12 protein-coding genes and 2 tRNA genes are annotated in these 17,091 nt (G+C 58.7%); 4 read left to right on the top strand and 10 right to left on the bottom strand.

The window, feature by feature from the left end:
• Window positions 1-9 precede the first annotated feature (9 nt).
• The 4 genes from acs (at window position 10) to KZX66_RS08340 (ending at window position 6,925) form a co-directional block, all read left to right on the top strand.
• A complete protein-coding gene (gene acs, locus KZX66_RS08325; RefSeq protein ID WP_248078250.1) occupies window positions 10-1,947 on the top strand; it encodes an acetate--CoA ligase in 1,938 nt (645 codons plus the stop codon).
• A 15-nt stretch (window positions 1,948-1,962) separates the two neighbouring features.
• Window positions 1,963-2,832: an oxygenase MpaB family protein gene (locus tag KZX66_RS08330; protein ID WP_248078251.1), complete on the top strand. Its 870-nt coding sequence runs from the start codon at window positions 1,963-1,965 to the stop codon at window positions 2,830-2,832.
• Window positions 2,833-2,887: 55 nt separating this feature from the next.
• The gene (locus KZX66_RS08335) at window positions 2,888-3,904 is read left to right on the top strand and encodes a class I SAM-dependent methyltransferase (protein ID WP_248078252.1); all 1,017 of its coding nucleotides are present in this window, start codon (window positions 2,888-2,890) and stop codon (window positions 3,902-3,904) included.
• Window positions 3,905-3,991: 87 nt separating this feature from the next.
• Window positions 3,992-6,925: a DUF748 domain-containing protein gene (locus KZX66_RS08340; RefSeq protein ID WP_248078253.1), complete on the top strand. Its 2,934-nt coding sequence runs from the start codon at window positions 3,992-3,994 to the stop codon at window positions 6,923-6,925.
• Window positions 6,926-7,073: 148 nt separating this feature from the next.
• On the opposite strand, the gene KZX66_RS08345 is transcribed toward KZX66_RS08340, so the two are convergent.
• The 10 genes from KZX66_RS08345 to KZX66_RS08390 form a co-directional block, all read right to left on the bottom strand.
• Entirely contained in the window at window positions 7,074-7,697 is a 624-nt protein-coding gene (locus KZX66_RS08345) for a BON domain-containing protein (RefSeq protein ID WP_248078254.1), read from the bottom strand.
• Between the two features lie 295 nt (window positions 7,698-7,992).
• Window positions 7,993-10,098 (bottom strand): polyribonucleotide nucleotidyltransferase, encoded by a 2,106-nt coding sequence (gene pnp, locus KZX66_RS08350; protein WP_034117854.1) that lies wholly within the window; start codon window positions 10,096-10,098, stop codon window positions 7,993-7,995.
• A 194-nt stretch (window positions 10,099-10,292) separates the two neighbouring features.
• Window positions 10,293-10,562 (bottom strand): 30S ribosomal protein S15, encoded by a 270-nt coding sequence (rpsO, locus tag KZX66_RS08355; RefSeq protein WP_003176135.1) that lies wholly within the window; start codon window positions 10,560-10,562, stop codon window positions 10,293-10,295.
• Between the two features lie 115 nt (window positions 10,563-10,677).
• Complete coding sequence (gene truB / locus KZX66_RS08360; protein WP_003176136.1) at window positions 10,678-11,595, bottom strand: tRNA pseudouridine(55) synthase TruB; 918 nt, start codon at window positions 11,593-11,595, stop codon at window positions 10,678-10,680.
• A 3-nt stretch (window positions 11,596-11,598) separates the two neighbouring features.
• The gene (gene rbfA, locus KZX66_RS08365; RefSeq protein WP_016973761.1) at window positions 11,599-11,994 is read right to left on the bottom strand and encodes a 30S ribosome-binding factor RbfA; all 396 of its coding nucleotides are present in this window, start codon (window positions 11,992-11,994) and stop codon (window positions 11,599-11,601) included.
• Window positions 11,995-12,153: 159 nt separating this feature from the next.
• A complete protein-coding gene (infB, locus tag KZX66_RS08370) occupies window positions 12,154-14,673 on the bottom strand; it encodes a translation initiation factor IF-2 (RefSeq protein WP_248078255.1) in 2,520 nt (839 codons plus the stop codon).
• A gap of 27 nt (window positions 14,674-14,700) precedes the next feature.
• Complete coding sequence (gene nusA, locus KZX66_RS08375) at window positions 14,701-16,182, bottom strand: transcription termination factor NusA (protein ID WP_025857112.1); 1,482 nt, start codon at window positions 16,180-16,182, stop codon at window positions 14,701-14,703.
• Between the two features lie 47 nt (window positions 16,183-16,229).
• Complete coding sequence (gene rimP / locus KZX66_RS08380) at window positions 16,230-16,688, bottom strand: ribosome maturation factor RimP (protein ID WP_003235029.1); 459 nt, start codon at window positions 16,686-16,688, stop codon at window positions 16,230-16,232.
• A gap of 140 nt (window positions 16,689-16,828) precedes the next feature.
• A tRNA-Met gene (locus tag KZX66_RS08385) sits at window positions 16,829-16,905 on the bottom strand.
• A 96-nt stretch (window positions 16,906-17,001) separates the two neighbouring features.
• Window positions 17,002-17,087 (bottom strand) — tRNA-Leu (locus KZX66_RS08390).
• Window positions 17,088-17,091: the final 4 nt, after the last annotated feature.

Consider the following 17,091-nt stretch of genomic DNA (forward strand, 5'->3'; position numbering starts at 1 on the left):
GGATCGCTCATGTTCGATATCAGCACGTTTCCCACCGCCGATGCCGTCCGCCGGGCAGCGCAACTCAGCCAGGAGGACTACCAGCGCCTCTATCGCCAATCCATCGAACAGCCGGATACCTTTTGGGCTGAGCAGGCCAAGGGCTTTCTGGACTGGATCACACCGTGGCATACCGTCCAGCAATCAGATATCCACAGCGGCGCCGCCCAATGGTTTGCCGGTGGCCAACTGAACGTCAGCTACAACTGCATCGACCGTCACCTGGCGCAACGCGCCGATCAAACGGCCTTCATCTGGGAGGGCGATGATCCGACCAAGTCCTCCAAAATTACCTACCGCCAACTTCACCAAAACGTCAGCCGCATGGCCAACGTGCTTAAAAACCGTGGCGTAAATAAAGGCGATCGCGTGTGTATCTACATGCCAATGATCCCGGAAGCGGCCTACGCCATGTTGGCCTGCACGCGGATCGGCGCGGTGCACTCGGTGGTGTTTGGCGGTTTTTCACCGGACGCCCTGCGCGACCGCATTCTCGATGCCGACTGCCGCACCGTGATCACCGCCGATGAAGGGGTGCGTGGCGGTAAGCCGGTGGCGCTGAAACAGAATGTGGATAAAGCGCTGGCCAGTTGCCCGAATGTCAGCACCGTATTGGTCGTGCAGCGAACCGGTGCACAGGTCAATTGGCGCGAAGGCCGCGACATTAAGTATCAGGAGGCCATGGATTCAGCGAGCGACGACTGCCCGCCTGAACCGATGGACGCCGAAGACCCACTGTTTATCCTGTATACCTCCGGCAGCACCGGCAAACCCAAGGGCGTGCTGCATACCACCGGCGGCTACCTGCTGCAAGCCGCCATGACGTTCAAGTACGTGCTCGACTACCGCGACGGCGAGGTGTTCTGGTGCACTGCCGATGTGGGCTGGGTCACCGGCCATAGCTATATCGTGTATGGGCCACTGGCCAATGGCGCCACCTCGCTGATGTTCGAGGGGGTGCCGAGCTACCCCGACAGCTCGCGCTTCTGGCAGGTGATCGACAAACATCAGGTGAATATCTTCTACACCGCACCCACCGCCTTGCGCGCGTTGATGCGTGAAGGTCATGGCCCACTGGAGAGCACCTCGCGCGCCAGCCTGCGCCTGCTCGGCAGCGTGGGCGAACCGATCAACCCGGAGGCGTGGGACTGGTATTTCAACGCCGTGGGCGAGCAGCGTTGCCCGATTGTGGATACCTGGTGGCAGACCGAGACCGGCGGCATCATGCTCAGCCCACTGGTCAGTGCGCAACGAATCAAACCCGGTTGCGCCACGCAGCCGATGTTTGGCGTACAACCGGTGCTGCTCGATGAGTACGGCAAGGTCATCACCGGTGCCGGCAGCGGCGTACTGGCGATCAAAGCCAGCTGGCCGGGGCAGATCCGCAGTGTGTATGGCGACCCGCAGCGCATGATCGACACCTATTTCAAGCCCTACCCCGGCTATTACTTCACCGGCGACGGCGCGCGCCGTGACGAGGACGGCGACTACTGGATCACCGGACGTATCGACGATGTGATCAACGTGTCCGGCCACCGCATCGGCACCGCCGAGGTAGAAAACGCTTTAGTGCTGCATGACCAGGTGGCCGAAGCCGCCGTGGTGGGTTACCCCCATGACCTCAAAGGCCAGGGCATCTACGCCTTCATCACGCCGATGAATGGCGTGGAGCCCAGTGATGCGCTGAAAAAACACCTGCTGGAATTGGTCAGCAAGGAAATCGGCAGCTTTGCCAAGCCGGAACTTATCCAATGGGCCCCCGCTTTGCCGAAAACCCGCTCAGGCAAGATCATGCGACGGATATTGCGCAAGATCGCCTGCAACGAGCTGGACAGCCTCGGTGACACCTCCACCCTCGCCGACCCCAGCGTGGTGGACGGCCTTATCGACAAACGCCTGAACCGCTAGGAACGCCGAGTCGCCATGGAATTTATCCGCAGCCGTATCGAAACCCAGTTGATGAGCCTCACCGGCTTGTCACTGGGCCAACTGGACCTGGAAAACCCCAAGGGCGACCCCGGCCTGTTCGGGCCGGACTCGGTCAGTTGGCAAGTCCATGGCGACTTCAGCAGCATGCTCATCGGCGGTATCAGCGCGCTGATGCTGCAAGCCTTGCACCCGCTGGCCCTGGCCGGCGTATGGGACCATTCGAACTTTCGCCAGGACATGCTCGGGCGCTTGCGACGTACTTCGCAGTTCATTTCCGGCACCACCTTCGGCTCACGCAAAGACGCCGACTGGCTGATCGAAAAAGTGCGCACCATTCACCTGCAGGTGGTAGGCCATGCGCCGGATGGACGGCCTTATGCAGCGAGCGACCCGGACCTGCTGACCTGGGTGCATGTGGCCGAGGTGAGCAACTTTCTCGCCGCTCACCTGCGCTATCGCAACCCGAGCCTCTCGGGTCTCGACCAAGACCGCTACTACAGCGAAATCGCCTTGGTGGCGGAGCGCCTGGGTGCGCGGAATGTGCCGCGCTCACGGCAGGAAATCTCTGACTATCTGACGCGCATCCGCCCACAACTCTTGTGCGACGAGCGCAGCCGCGAAGTCCTGCGCCTGCTGCTCGATGCGCCCGCCCCCAGCACCCTGGCCAAGCCGTTCGGCGCCTTGATGATGCAGGCCGGTATCGACCTGCTGCCGGATTGGGCCAGCACCATGCTCGATCAGCACCAAAGCCCGTTGCAGCGCCAGATGATCCGAGCCGGGGTCAGGCGCAGCGCGCCGCTGTTACGCTGGGCAATGCGCAATGGTTCGGTACAACGCGCGCACCGGCGTATGGGGTTGATGTAGCCACGGCGCCATAGCTGTTAAACTTCGCGCCCTCATTTACAGCCAGGCGCGCTCCATGTCTCCCTTGAATCAGGCGCTGCGCGCCGCCCTCGATCATCGCCAAGACCTGATCAACGAGCTGCACGCCCAAGGTACCGATTGCTATCGTCTGTTCCACGGCAGCCAGGAAGGTGCCGGTGGCTTGACCATCGACCGCTACGGCCCGCAACTGCTGGTGCAAAGCTTCCATCAATGCTTGGAAACTGCGGAGCTGCTGGAGCTGCATCAACTGATCAACCAGTACATGGGGCTGGAATTGCTGTTGGTGTACAACGATCGCTCCCGGGGCAACTCGCGCATCGATCGTGATGACACGGTGTACCGCGCCGAAGCGGCAGCGCTGGCAGACCTGATCGGCCACGAATGGGGGCTCAATTACCGCGTGCGCGGCCGCCATGCCGGGCAGGATCCGTTGCTGTTTCTCGATCTGCGCAACACCCGCGGCTGGGTCAAGGCACACAGCGCCGGCAAGAGCGTACTGAACCTGTTCGCCTACACCTGCGGCGTCGGCCTGAGCGCCGCCGCCGGTGGCGCGCGCGAGGTATGCAACCTGGACTTCGCCGAGGGCAACCTGGCAGTCGGGCGCGAGAACGGCCAGCTCAACCCGCACTTGCCCACTATGGAATTCGTGCAATCGGATTACTTTCCGGCGATCCGCCAATTGGCCGGCCTGCCGATCACCCAGCGCCGCGGGCAGAAACTGCCGAGCTATCCCCGCCTGGAACAGCGCCAATATGACCTGGTGCTGCTCGACCCTCCCGCCTGGGCCAAGAGCGCATTCGGCACCGTGGACCTGCTGCGCGACTACCAGAGCCTGCTCAAGCCGGCCCTGCTCGCCACCGCCGACAATGGCGTGCTGATCTGCTGCAACAACCTGGCAAAGATCAGCATGGAAGATTGGCGCGAACAGGTGCTGCGCTGCGCGGAAAAGGCCGGACGACCGGTGCGTGACTGGCAAATCATGACGCCGGGCGCGGACTTTCCTTCCCGGGATCAGCAGCCGCCGCTTAAAACTCTGATACTCCAGTTGTAGGACACGTCCCATAGGCCCGGTTCTTCGGAACCGAAAACCCGTGCCATACTCCAAGGCACTCCTGTTTGACATAGATGGCGCCGCCCCATGCCCAAAGGATTGATTCGCGCCACTGGCGCCTTGTTGACTGCCGTTGCTCTGTACAGCTTGCTGGGCTTTTTGATTCTGCCCGGCATCGCCCTTCGCGTTGCCAACCAACAGTTGGCCAATTACGCCACAACGCCTGCACGCATCGAGCGTATCGAGCTCAACCCGTTCAGCCTGGAACTGACACTGTGGGGGCTGAAAATCGGCGAACCCGGCAAAGAACAGGTGGCGTTCGAGCGGCTGTATGCCAACCTGCAGCTCGACAGCCTGTGGACCCGCGCACTGCACCTGGCCGATGTGCAACTCGACAAGCCCAAGACCGAACTGCTGTTCGACAAGTCCGGCAAATTGAACCTGGCGCAGCTGTTCAAATTGCCACCCAGCGAACCCACCCCTGCCGACCCCGACGCCAAGCCGTTCCCTTTGCGTATCGACAGCATCAAGTTGGCGGGCGGCTATGTGCACTTCGAAGACCTGCGCCCCAGCGAACCAATCGAATTTCTCTACGACAAGCTCGATTTCGAGCTGAAAAACCTCAGCACCCTGCCTGAAGACAATGCCGACATGACCCTCGTCGCGGCCGGCCCCGACGGCGGGCAGATCGACTGGAAAGGTAACTTCAGCCTGGTGCCGATCACGTCCCAAGGCACGCTGAAAGTCACTGGCGGCAAGATGAAGGCCTGGTGGCCCTACGTGCGCGACGCATTGCCCTTGGTACTCGAAGACGGTGTGCTCAACTTCAACACCGAGTACACCTTCAGCCTGGCCAAAGAGACCGAACTGAAGCTGACCAACACGGCCGCAAGCATCGCGCCCTTTGCGCTCAAGGCACCGGATGGCAGGCCGCTGGTACGTCTTGAACGCCTGGACGTCAGCGAGACCACCGTGGACCTGGCCAAGCAGCAGGTGGTCGTCGGCAAGATACGCAGCAACAAGCTCGAAACCTGGGCCGCACGCGAAACCGATGGCCAATTGGACTGGCAGAAATTGTTCGCCAGCCAACCGAGCAAACCGGCCAAGGCACCCGAGCCGGCAAACGCCCCGGCCACGGCCGACTCGCCCAAGCCTGCACCGGCGGCCCCAAGCAAGCCTTGGCAGGTACTGCTCAAAGATGTGCAACTGCGTAACTACCAAGTACACCTGGCAGACCGCCAGGCCAAACCGGCGGTCGCCCTGGAACTGGGACCATTGAACGTCGATGTGCAAAACTTCGACAGCCTTAACGGCAGCCCCTTTACCCTCAAGGTCAACAGCGGCCTGGGTAAGCAAGGCAAGCTCCAGGCCGCCGGCGTGGTCAACCTCAACCCGGTCAGCGCCAAGTTGAAGGTCAATACCAAAGACATCGACCTGCGCGTGGCCCAGTCCTATATCAGCCCGTTTATCCGCCTGGAACTGCGCAGCGGCATGCTGGGCAGCGATCTGGACGTAAACCTGAAAAGCACCGAGCCCTTGGCATTGCAGATCACCGGCCGCGCGCAGGTTGACCAGTTGCACACCCTCGACACGCTCAAGACCCGCGACTTCCTTAAGTGGCAACGTCTGGTCATCGAAGGCCTGAATTATCAGCATGGGGACAGCCTGTCGATCGACAAGGTCAACCTGTTGCAACCCTATGCGCGCTTCATGATCAACGATGACCGCACCACCAACGTGGACGACCTGCTGATCCCGCAACCGGCCGACGGTGGCGCCAAATCGCCGGCCAAAACCACCACAAGCAAAGACAAACCGCTGGGCATTCGCATTGGGCAGGTCGCTATCAACGATGGCTCGGCCAACTTTGCCGACTTCAGCCTGACGCCCAACTTTGCCACCGCGATCCAACAGCTCAATGGCCAGATCGGAACCATTGACAGCCGCCAGGCCAAACCGGCCAGCGTCGATATCAAGGGCAAGGTGGATCGTTACGCACCGGTGACGATCAAGGGCAGCGTGAATCCGTTTGACCCAATGGCGGCATTGGATATCGCCACCAGCTTCAAACGTGTCGAACTGACCACCCTGACGCCTTACTCAGGGAAGTTCGCCGGCTTCCGTATCCGCAAGGGGCGCCTCAACCTGGACCTGCACTACGTGATCACAAAGGGCCAGCTAAAGGCCGAAAACAAAGTCGTCGTCGAGCAGTTGCAGCTGGGTGACAAGGTCGACAGCGCCGACGCCGTGGATCTGCCGATTCGCCTGGCAATCGCCCTGCTCAAGGACACCGACGGAAAGATCTCCATTGAACTGCCGGTAACCGGCGACCTCAACAACCCGCAATTCAGCGTGATGCCGATTGTTTGGCAAACCCTGCGTAACCTAGTGGTGCGTGCAGCCAGCGCGCCCTTCAAGTTTATTGGCGGGCTGGTCACCGGGGGCGGCGCGGAAGACCTGGGCAATGTGTCTTTCGCCGCCGGCTCCAGTGAACTGAATAAAGACGCCGAGGGCGCGCTGAACACGCTGGCCAAGGCGTTGAAAGAACGCCCTGCCCTGCGCCTGGAGATTGAGGGCACCGCGGCCGCCAGCAGCGACGGCCCACTCCTGGCGGCCCAACGCCTGGAGCGGGAATACCAGTACAACTACTACAAGATCCTGCAGCGGCGTGGGGACAAGGTTCCGGCCCAGGCGTCCTTGCTGGCAGTTCCTGAGAGCGAAAAAGCCCCCCTGCTCGAAGGCATCTACCGTATCCGCGTGAAACAACAGCCACCGGCAGAATGGAAGGACCTGAGTCGTGATGAGCGCAGCGCCAAGCTGCGTGAAGGTGTGATCAATTTCTGGAGCAATAGCGACGTGCTGCTGCGCCAACTCGGCCAGGACCGTGCCAGCACCATCAAGGATTATCTGGTGGACAAGGGCCAGCTGGAAGATGACCGGGTGTACTTCATCGATGCGAACCTGGGCCAGGCTGAGAAGGATGGCCGAGTGGTCACGCCGATGCACTTGGACGCCGAATAAGCGACCCAGAATAGAACAGGCCCCGACACAAGTGCCGGGGCCTGTAATGACCACATCCGTGTGGTCGGTCGCATGAACCTTAGAGGTGCATTGAGTGGATATCTAACTCACGCGCCGCCGCCGTCTAGTTCAGACGAATTATCAAACGTTACTCTGCTTTCAGGCCATCGGCCGATACAGCTTTAACGCCTTTGATCTTCTTGGTGATCGCTACAGCCGTGGCTTTTTGCGATTCGGTTACAGCAGTCGAAGACGACAGGGAGACAACACCCTTGTTGGTTTCAACTTTGATGTCGGTACCAGGAATGCCTTTCTCAGTCACCAAGTCAGCTTTTACTTTGGTAGTGATCCAAGTGTCGCTGGTGGTTTCCTTAGCGTCATGAGCTGCGCCTTTGGTTTTGTCGATGCCATCAGCTTTGGTAGCACCGCCAGCCATCAAGCCGTCAGCCGATACCGCAGTCACGCCTTTGATACGCTTGGTGATCGCTACGGCAGTTTCTTTTTGCGCGTCGGAGATAGCGACTGTCGACGATAGGGAAACCACACCTTTGTTGGTCTCAACCTTGATGTCCGAACCTGGAATGCCTTTTTCGGTCAGCAGATCAGCTTTCACTTTGGTGGTGATCCAGGTATCCGAAGTGGATTCCTTGGCCTTGGTCACTTCGCCGGCCGCCAGCGTCATAGGTGCCTGGGAGGTCTGAGCGAAGGCTGCGTTAGCCATGGCCAGGGTCAGAGCGGTAGCGGTTGCAGTAGCGAGAGCGAACTTCTTCATACGAGTAACTCCTGTTTTATTAAAAGTCTGCAGTGTGTGAACCTTGATGCTGCAGCGTTAACAGGGGTATTGCAGGCAGTGTGCCAAGTCATTGTTACGCATTAAATCCTTAAAAAACAATGAGTTATGAATTATCCAAATCCTCGGAATCGTGCAAGTTGCACGAAGACACGTGGATCTGCATGCAACTTGCGGCTTTTGCGTTTTACTAAGCGCCTGATTTCTCGAGATTTTCCCGCGCACATAAAAAAAGGACTCCGAAGAGTCCTTTTTTCAGCGTAAAGCCTGGGGGTAATTAAACGCCCGAAGCCTTGGCTGCTGCTACGTCCTTGATGGACAGCTTGATACGGCCGCGGTTGTCCACGTCCAGTACCAGCACTTCAACTTCCTGACCTTCTTTCAGAATGTCGGTCACTTTCTCAACGCGAGCATCGCTCAGCATGGAGATGTGAACCAGACCGTCTTTGCCTGGGAGGATGTTGACGAACGCGCCGAAGTCGACGATGCGCTCAACCTTACCGACGTAGATCTTGCCGATCTCGGCCTCAGCGGTGATACCCAGAACGCGCTGACGCGCTGCTTCAGCCGCTTCCTTGGTTTCGCCGAAGATCTTGATCGAACCGTCGTCTTCGATGTCGATCGACGCCTTGGTCTCTTCACAGATCGCACGAATGGTCGCGCCGCCTTTACCGATAACATCACGGATTTTGTCGGTGTCGATTTTCATCGCGATCATGGTCGGAGCATTTTCCGACAGTTCGGTGCGGGACTGACCAATGATCTGGTTCATCTGGCCGAGGATGTTCAGGCGCGCTTCCAGGGCTTGGCCCAGAGCGATTTCCATGATTTCTTCGGTGATGCCTTTGATCTTGATGTCCATCTGCAGCGCGGTAACACCTTTGGCGGTACCGGCTACCTTGAAGTCCATGTCGCCCAAGTGGTCTTCGTCACCCAGGATGTCGGTCAGGATGGCGAACTTCTCGCCTTCTTTAACCAGGCCCATGGCGATACCGGCAACCGGTGCCTTCATCGGCACACCGGCGTCCATCAGTGCCAGGGAAGCGCCACACACGGAGGCCATGGAGCTGGAGCCGTTGGATTCGGTGATTTCCGATACCACACGGATGGTGTACGGGAACACGTCAGCAGCAGGCAGCATGGCCTGAACCGAACGACGCGCCAGACGGCCGTGACCGATTTCGCGACGACCCGCGCCCCCCATACGACCACATTCGCCCACCGAGAACGGAGGGAAGTTGTAGTGCAGCATGAACGGGTCTTTTTTCTCGCCTTCCAGGGTGTCCAGCAGTTGCGCGTCACGGGCAGTACCCAGGGTCGCGACTACCAGAGCCTGAGTTTCACCACGGGTGAACAGCGCCGAACCGTGAGTCTTGGGCAGAACACCAACTTCGATGTTCAGCGGGCGCACGGTGCGCGTGTCGCGACCGTCGATACGTGGCTTGCCGTTAACGATGTTTTCGCGAACGGTGCGGTATTCGATTTCACCAAAGGCCGCCTTAACGTCGCTGGCGGAAGGCTGGCCTTCTTCGCCGGACAACTTGGCCACGACCTGGTCCTTCAACTCACCCAGGCGAGCGTAACGGTCGGCCTTGACGGTGATGGTGTAAGCGTCGGAGATGGCAGCGCCGAACTCGGAGCGGATAGCGCCCAACAGTTCGGTGGCTTCCGGGGCAGCAGCCCAGGTCCAGGTAGGTTTGGCGGCTTCGGCAGCCAGTTCTTTGACCGCGTTGATCACAACCTGGAACTCGTCGTGAGCAAACAGCACAGCGCCCAGCATCTGGTCTTCGGTCAGCTCTTTGGCTTCCGACTCAACCATCAATACGGCTTCGGACGTACCGGCAACGACCATGTCCAGGCTCGAGGCTTTCTGTTGCTCGTAAGTCGGGTTCAGCAGGTAGCCGGTGCTTTCGTGGAATGCAACGCGGGCAGCGCCGATCGGACCATCGAAAGGAATGCCGGAGATCGCCAGGGCAGCCGAGGTACCGATCATCGCAGCGATGTCCGGATCGGTCTTCTTGCTGGTGGAAACGACGGTGCAGACAACCTGCACTTCGTTCATGAAGCCTTCTGGGAACAGCGGACGGATCGGACGGTCGATCAGTCGGGAAGTCAGGGTTTCTTTCTCGGAAGGACGGCCTTCGCGCTTGAAGAAACCGCCAGGGATCTTACCGGCAGCGTAAGTCTTTTCCTGGTAGTGAACGGAAAGAGGGAAGAAGCCTTTGCTTGGATCAGCGGTCTTGGCGCCAACAACGGTCACCAGTACGGTGACGTCATCATCAACGGTAACCAGCACTGCGCCGGAGGCTTGACGGGCAATACGGCCTGTCTCGAGGGTAACGGTCGACTGACCGAACTGGAATTTTTTGATAACCGGGTTCACGGTGTCCTACCTTCTTTGTGGCTCTTGGGGAACTTGTCTTCTTGCGAAATTCTTGGGCAATGTCGGGAGTCGGCCCGACCTTCGTCCAGGGTAAAACGTATAGCCAGATAAAACTTGAGGCTGGGAGCCTACCATGCGCCAGCGGGAATCCCGATGACACACGGCAGACAACCAACCTCTAGCGCAATCGCTTATTAGCGACGCAGACCCAGGCGACCGATCAGAGCCTGATAACGACCCAGATCCTTGCCTTTCAGGTAGTCCAGCAGCTTACGACGCTGGTTTACCATGCGGATCAGACCACGACGGGAGTGGTGGTCTTTACCGTTGGCCTTGAAGTGACCTTGCAGCTTGTTGATGTTGTGGGTCAGCAGTGCAACTTGCACTTCTGGCGAACCAGTGTCACCAACAGCTTGCTGATAGTCAGCTACGATTTGTGCTTTTTCTTGAACGTCGAGAGCCATGAGGCAATCCTTCTTTCAGGAGACCACCCAAGGGGCGGTCTCAACAGGCCAGGGACAAATCCCTGTATCTAAAAATGAGTGTTGACCATGCCTGTTAACAGCCACACTCGTTCGGTCATTCTGACCGAATCAGTCGACGTGGCGCGATGCGCCCGTCTTCGCTCACTTCACCGATACCGATAAAGCGACCGTTGTGATCTTGTACTCGCACCATGCCGAACTTCGGGGCATCCGGGGCACGTACCGGCTGGCCGTTGAGCCAGTAGAACGCGCTGTGCTCCGAGAAGTGCAGCAATGGCCAATCCAGCAAACCGCTGTCCGAAGGCATCAGGAAGCGATCAACCGCTTCGTTGCCGCCTTCGGCATGTACCGCCTCCAACTCTTCCAGCGTGACCGTTTGGGCCAAGGTGAAAGGTCCGGCCTGGGTACGTCGCAATTCAGCGACGTATGCGCCACAGCCCAGTTGCTCACCGATATCTTCCACCAGGGTCCGGATATAGGTGCCTTTGCTGCAGTCCACTGCCAATCGGGCAGTGTCGCCTTCACAGGCGAGCAATTCGAGCCGGGCAATAGTAACAGAACGCGGTTCACGCTCCACCACTTCGCCCGCACGAGCCAGCTTGTAAAGAGGCTGTCCATCACGCTTGAGCGCCGAGTACATCGGCGGTATCTGACTGATTTGCCCACGAAAAGCGGGTAAAGCCGCTTCGATATCAGCGCGACCAACGGTCACGTCGCGAACCTGCAAAACATCACCTTCGGCGTCCGCCGTGGTGGTGGTTTTGCCCAGTTGCATCAGGGTTTCGTAACCCTTGTCGGAATCGAGCAGGTATTGCGAGAACTTGGTGGCCTCGCCAAAGCACAATGGCAGTACACCAGTGGCCAGGGGGTCGAGGCTGCCGGTGTGCCCGGCTTTCTCGGCATTGAGCAGCCAGCGAACCTTCTGCAACGCGGCATTGGAGGTAAAACCAATGGGTTTGTCGAGCAGAATGATGCCGCTGACGTTGCGACGGATACGTTTGACCTGAGCCACCGCTTACTCCTTGGCGTCTTCAGGTGTGGAAGGGTGCTGGCTGTCTTCAGCCACGGCGCGCTCGATCAGTGCCGACAGGTGCGCACCACGAACAACGCTTTCGTCGTAATGGAAGTGCAACTGCGGAACGCTGCGCAGTTTCATTTCACGGGCCAACTGCATGCGCAGGAAACCTGCGGCCGAGTTGAGCACCTTGATGCTTTGCGCGATTTCTTCGCTGCTGTCCTGGCCCATCACGGTGATGAAGATCTTGGCGTGACCCACGTCACGACTTACTTCAACGGCGGTGATGGTGACCAGGCCAACGCGTGGGTCTTTGACTTCGCGACGGATCAGTTGGGCCAGCTCACGCTGCATCTGATCGCCGATACGCTGGGTACGGCTGTATTCTTTTGCCATGTCTTGTTACCTGTTACTGCCACACGGTGAAACCCGTGGGGTCTGAAAGCGGCAAACGCCCGGCCTGACAAAAGCCAGACCGGGCGTTGCGTTTAGAGTCCTGACACGGCGCGGGGCATGTGCATGCCCGCGCGCTGCGCGGCTCCTGAAGTGCGCGAGTCAGAGGCTGCGAGCAACCTGGACCTTCTCGTAGACTTCGATCTTGTCGCCAGCTTTGACGTCGTTGTAGCTCTTGACGCCGATACCGCATTCCATGCCGGCACGCACTTCGGAAGCGTCATCCTTGAAGCGGCGCAGGGATTCCAGCTCGCCTTCAAAGATAACGATGTCTTCACGCAGCACACGGATTGGACGGTTACGGTGCACAACACCTTCGATAACCATGCAACCGGCGATCGCGCCGAATTTCGGCGAACGGAACACGTCACGCACCTCGGCAACACCCAGGATATTCTCCCGAACGTCGCTGCCAAGCATGCCGGTGAGGGCTTTCTTGACGTCTTCGATGATGTCGTAGATGACGTTGTAGTAACGCATGTCCAGGCCTTCCTGCTCGACGATCTTGCGAGCGCCAGCATCGGCACGCACGTTGAAACCGAACAGTACAGCGTTGGAAGCCAGTGCCAGGTTGGCGTCGGACTCGGTGATACCACCGACACCGCCACCCACGACACGCACTTGCACTTCGTCGTTACCCAGGCCGTTCAAGGCGCCGTTCAACGCTTCGAGAGAACCACGGACGTCAGATTTGAGGACGATGTTGAGCGTCTTCTTCTCTGCCTGACCCATGTTCTCAAAGATGTTTTCCAGCTTGCCGGCGTGAGCGCGAGCCAGTTTGACTTCGCGGAACTTGCCTTGACGGAACAGAGCCACTTCACGGGCTTTCTTCTCGTCTGCAACTACGCTCATCTCGTCGCCAGCGTCCGGGGTACCATCCAGGCCGAGAATCTCGACAGGGATGGAAGGACCGGCTTCCTTGATCGGCTTGCCGTTCTCGTCGAGCATGGCACGTACGCGGCCATAGTTCGAACCGACCAGCACCATGTCGCCTTGGCGCAGGGTACCGTCTTGAACCAGTACGGTTGCAACCGGACCACGACCCTTGTCGAGGCGCGATTCAACCACCACACCACGACCTGGCGCCGATGGGGTTGCCTTGAGCTCAAGTACTTCTGCTTGCAGCAGGACCGCTTCGAGCAGTTCGTCTACACCAGTACCGACTTTCGCCGAAACCGAAACGAACGGCGTATCACCGCCCCACTCTTCGGAAGTCACGCCGTGAACCGACAGCTCGCTACGAATGCGATCCAGATCGGCGCCCGGCTTGTCGATCTTGTTCACTGCAACCACCAGTGGAACACCCGCAGCCTTGGCATGCTGGACAGCTTCAATGGTCTGCGGCATTACGCCGTCGTCCGCTGCCACTACCAGGATCACAATGTCAGTCGCCTTGGCGCCACGGGCACGCATTGCGGTAAACGCGGCGTGACCCGGGGTGTCGAGGAAGGTGACCATGCCGCGCTCGGTTTCAACGTGGTAAGCACCGATGTGCTGGGTGATACCACCGGCTTCGCCAGCAGCTACCTTGGCACGACGGATGTAGTCGAGCAGCGATGTCTTACCATGGTCAACGTGACCCATTACGGTCACAACTGGCGCACGGGAGAACGTCTCACCTTCAAACTTCAGGGACTCGGCCAGGGAGTCTTCCAGGGCCGTGTCGCTGACCAGGGTCACTTTGTGGCCCAACTCTTCAGCCACGAGCTGAGCAGTTTCCTGATCAAGCACTTGGTTGATGGTCGCTGGAGTACCCAGTTTGAACATGAACTTGATGATTTCAGCAGCCTTGACCGACATCTGATTGGCGAGGTCGCCAACAGTGATGGTCTCGCCGATCTGGACATCACGCACGACAGGGCCGGTTGGGCTCTGGAAACCGTGAGCGTTGCGCTTCTTCAGCTTGGCCTTGCCGCGACCACCACGACGGAAACCATCGCTTTCTTCGTCGGTAGTACGTGGAGCAACGCGCGGCGCAGGCGCCTTCTCTTTGACCGAAGCACGATGTGGAGCGTTTTTGCGCTCGCCATCGCCGCCGCCGCCACGACGATTGTTATCGTCGGCGCGTGGCTTATCCGGACGACGCGGCTCTTCGCGCTTGCGGGCATCGGCAGCAGGTGCCGCGGCAACCGGAGCGGCCTCACGCACAGCTTCTACAGGAGCGCTAGGCGTGGCGACTGCTTCGGTGGAAGCAGGTTGCGCAGCAGCAGGCTGGCTACGCGCTTCTTCTTCGGCGCGACGCTTGGCTTCTTCTTCAGCCTTCTGACGAGCAGCATTTTCTACTGCGCGACGCTCTTCCAGATCGCGTTTGCGCTCGGCTTCGATTTCTTCCGGGCTGCGCTGCACGAAGACTTTCTTCTTGCGCACTTCAACGCTGATGCTTTTGCTACCAGCAACACGCAGGGTGCTGGTGGTTTTGCGCTGCAATGTAATCTTGCGCGGTTCTTCCACTTTCGCCTTGTGGCTGCTCTTCAAGTGAGTCAGCAAAGACTGCTTCTCACTATCGCTCACACCTTCATCGGCGGCGGTGTGCGGCAGACCTGCCTCACGCATCTGCTGCAACAGGCGCTCTACCGGTGTTTTGACCTCATCGGCCAGTTGTTTCACCGTGACTTGCGTCATGCATTTCTCTCCTCAGGCCGCGCCTAATTACTCGAACCAATGGGCTCGGGCGGCCATGATCAACTTGCCGGCACGATCATCGTCAATGCCGTCGATGTCGAGCAGATCGTCAATAGACTGCTCGGCCAGGTCTTCGCGGGTAATTACGCCGCGCACCGCCAGTTCCATCGCCAAATCCTTGTCCATACCCTCAAGCGAGAGCAGGTCTTCGGCCGGATGGGCGTCTGCCAGCTTTTCCTCAGTAGCGATGGCTTTAGTCAACAAACGATCCTTGGCCCGAGCGCGAAGCTCGTTGACGGTGTCTTCGTCAAAGCCGTCGATGTTGAGCATTTCTTCCAACGGTACGTAGGCAATCTCTTCCAGGCTGGTGAAGCCTTCATCTACCAGTACCTGTGCCAGGTCTTCATCGACTTCCAACTCTTCGATAAAGTTGCGCAGGATGTCACCGGTTTCAGCTTGCTGCTTAGCCTGGATGTCCGATTCGGTCATCACGTTCAGGGTCCAACCGGTCAGTTGGCTGGCCAGACGCACGTTCTGACCACCACGACCGATGGCCTGAGCCAGATTGTCTGCGCCAACGGCGATGTCCATTGCATGGGCATCTTCGTCAACGATAATTGCCGCCACTTCAGCTGGCGACATGGCGTTGATCACGAACTGCGCCGGGTTATCGTCCCACAGGACGATGTCCACACGCTCACCGCCCAACTCGCCCGAAACTGCCTGGACACGCGAACCGCGCATACCAATGCACGCGCCTTGCGGGTCGATGCGTTTATCTTTGGAGCGAACCGCGATCTTGGCACGCGAACCCGGGTCACGGGACGCAGCCATCACTTCGATCAGGCCTTCAGCAATTTCCGGCACTTCAATACGGAACAGTTCGATCAGCATTTCCGGCGCAGTACGCGACAGGATCAACTGAGGGCCACGGTTCTCGGTGCGGATTTCCTTGAGCAGCGCACGCAGACGCACGCCGACACGGAAGGTTTCGCGAGAGATGATGTCTTCGCGGGCCAGCAACGCCTCGGCGTTGTTACCCAGGTCCACGATCACGTTGTCGCGCGTCACTTTTTTCACGGTGCCGGAGATGATTTCACCCAGGCGTTCGCGATAGGCGTCAACGACTTGAGCGCGCTCAGCTTCGCGAACCTTCTGCACGATCACCTGTTTAGCGGTCTGTGCAGCAATACGGCCGAATTCGATCGACTCGATCTTTTCTTCGACAACATCACCGACCTTGGCGCCAGGGTGCGTTTCGGCAACCTTGCTTGGCCAGGTTTCGATGGCCGGATCATCAAGATCGGCTTCTTCGACGACCGTCCAGCGACGGAAAGTCTCATAGGCACCGGTGTGGCGGTTGATTTCCACACGCAGATCAACTTCGTCTTCAAAACGCTTTTTGGTAGCGGTGGCCAGGGCCAGCTCCAGCGCTTCAAAAATCACGTTTGCCGGTACGCCCTTTTCATTGGATACCGACTCAACAACCAGCAGTACTTCTTTGCTCATCGTACGCCTCGCCTTTCGCAAGCCATTGGATCCGCGGGATCCGCGTCTCAGTCAAAACTGGGAATAATGTTGGCCTTGTCGATCATATCGATCGGCAACAGAAATTCATGGTCTTCTACCTGCACCACGACATCCTGCTCTTCTACACCGCGCAGAAGGCCCTGAAAGTTGCGTCGCCCTTCAAAAGGCGATCGCAGCTTGATCTTCACTTGTTCACCGGCAAATTTTGCAAACTGATCAATAGTGAACAGTGGGCGTTCCATGCCTGGCGAGGAAACTTCGAGGGTGTATTCAACGGAAATCGGATCTTCAACATCCAACACACCGCTGATCTGACGGCTGACAATGGCACAATCGTCCACCAGCACGCCGCCCTCTTTATCGATATAAACGCGCAACATTGAGTGGCGACCTTGAGCCGAAAACTCAATACCCCAGCATTCATAGCCTAGGGCCACGACCACCGGGGCCAGCAAGGCCTGCAACTCTTCTAGCTTGCTCGACACCTGAACCCCCTCGTGCATGTATGTGCATGCTGTGCAAAATAAAAAAATGGGCGAAACGCCCATCCTTGAAACGCCGTCGAACAGCGGCGTTGAAAGTGTCCAGCTAACAAAAAGCCCCTTAAAAGGGGCTCCGCTAAAACTGGTTGCGGGGGCCGGATTTGAACCGACGACCTTCGGGTTATGAGCCCGACGAGCTACCAGACTGCTCCACCCCGCGACAAAGCTGGGGCGGAAGTATACGACCGATCCCTTACAGGGTCAATGTAACCTTCCACCTACAAGAAAGCCCGCAACAGCGGGCTCTCCTGATAATTGGTACCGAGAAGGGGACTCGAACCCCTACACCCTATGGGCACAACCACCTCAAGGTTGCGTGTCTACCAATTCCACCACCTCGGCAATA

It is taken from the genome of Pseudomonas sp. EYE_354 (assembly GCF_023148575.1).
Classification (GTDB): domain Bacteria; phylum Pseudomonadota; class Gammaproteobacteria; order Pseudomonadales; family Pseudomonadaceae; genus Aquipseudomonas.

Bases quoted from the DNA above. Each gene is read 5' to 3' on its own strand.
- acs (WP_248078250.1), top strand. From the start codon at position 10: ATGTTCGATATCAGCACGTTTCCCACCGCCGATGCCGTCCGCCGGGCA.
- KZX66_RS08330 (WP_248078251.1), top strand. From the start codon at position 1,963: ATGGAATTTATCCGCAGCCGTATCGAAACCCAGTTGATGAGCCTCACC.
- KZX66_RS08335 (WP_248078252.1), top strand. From the start codon at position 2,888: ATGTCTCCCTTGAATCAGGCGCTGCGCGCCGCCCTCGATCATCGCCAA.
- KZX66_RS08340 (WP_248078253.1), top strand. From the start codon at position 3,992: ATGCCCAAAGGATTGATTCGCGCCACTGGCGCCTTGTTGACTGCCGTT.
- KZX66_RS08345 (WP_248078254.1), bottom strand. From the start codon at position 7,697: ATGAAGAAGTTCGCTCTCGCTACTGCAACCGCTACCGCTCTGACCCTG.
- rpsO (WP_003176135.1), bottom strand. From the start codon at position 10,562: ATGGCTCTCGACGTTCAAGAAAAAGCACAAATCGTAGCTGACTATCAG.
- rbfA (WP_016973761.1), bottom strand. From the start codon at position 11,994: ATGGCAAAAGAATACAGCCGTACCCAGCGTATCGGCGATCAGATGCAG.
- infB (WP_248078255.1), bottom strand. From the start codon at position 14,673: ATGACGCAAGTCACGGTGAAACAACTGGCCGATGAGGTCAAAACACCG.
- nusA (WP_025857112.1), bottom strand. From the start codon at position 16,182: ATGAGCAAAGAAGTACTGCTGGTTGTTGAGTCGGTATCCAATGAAAAG.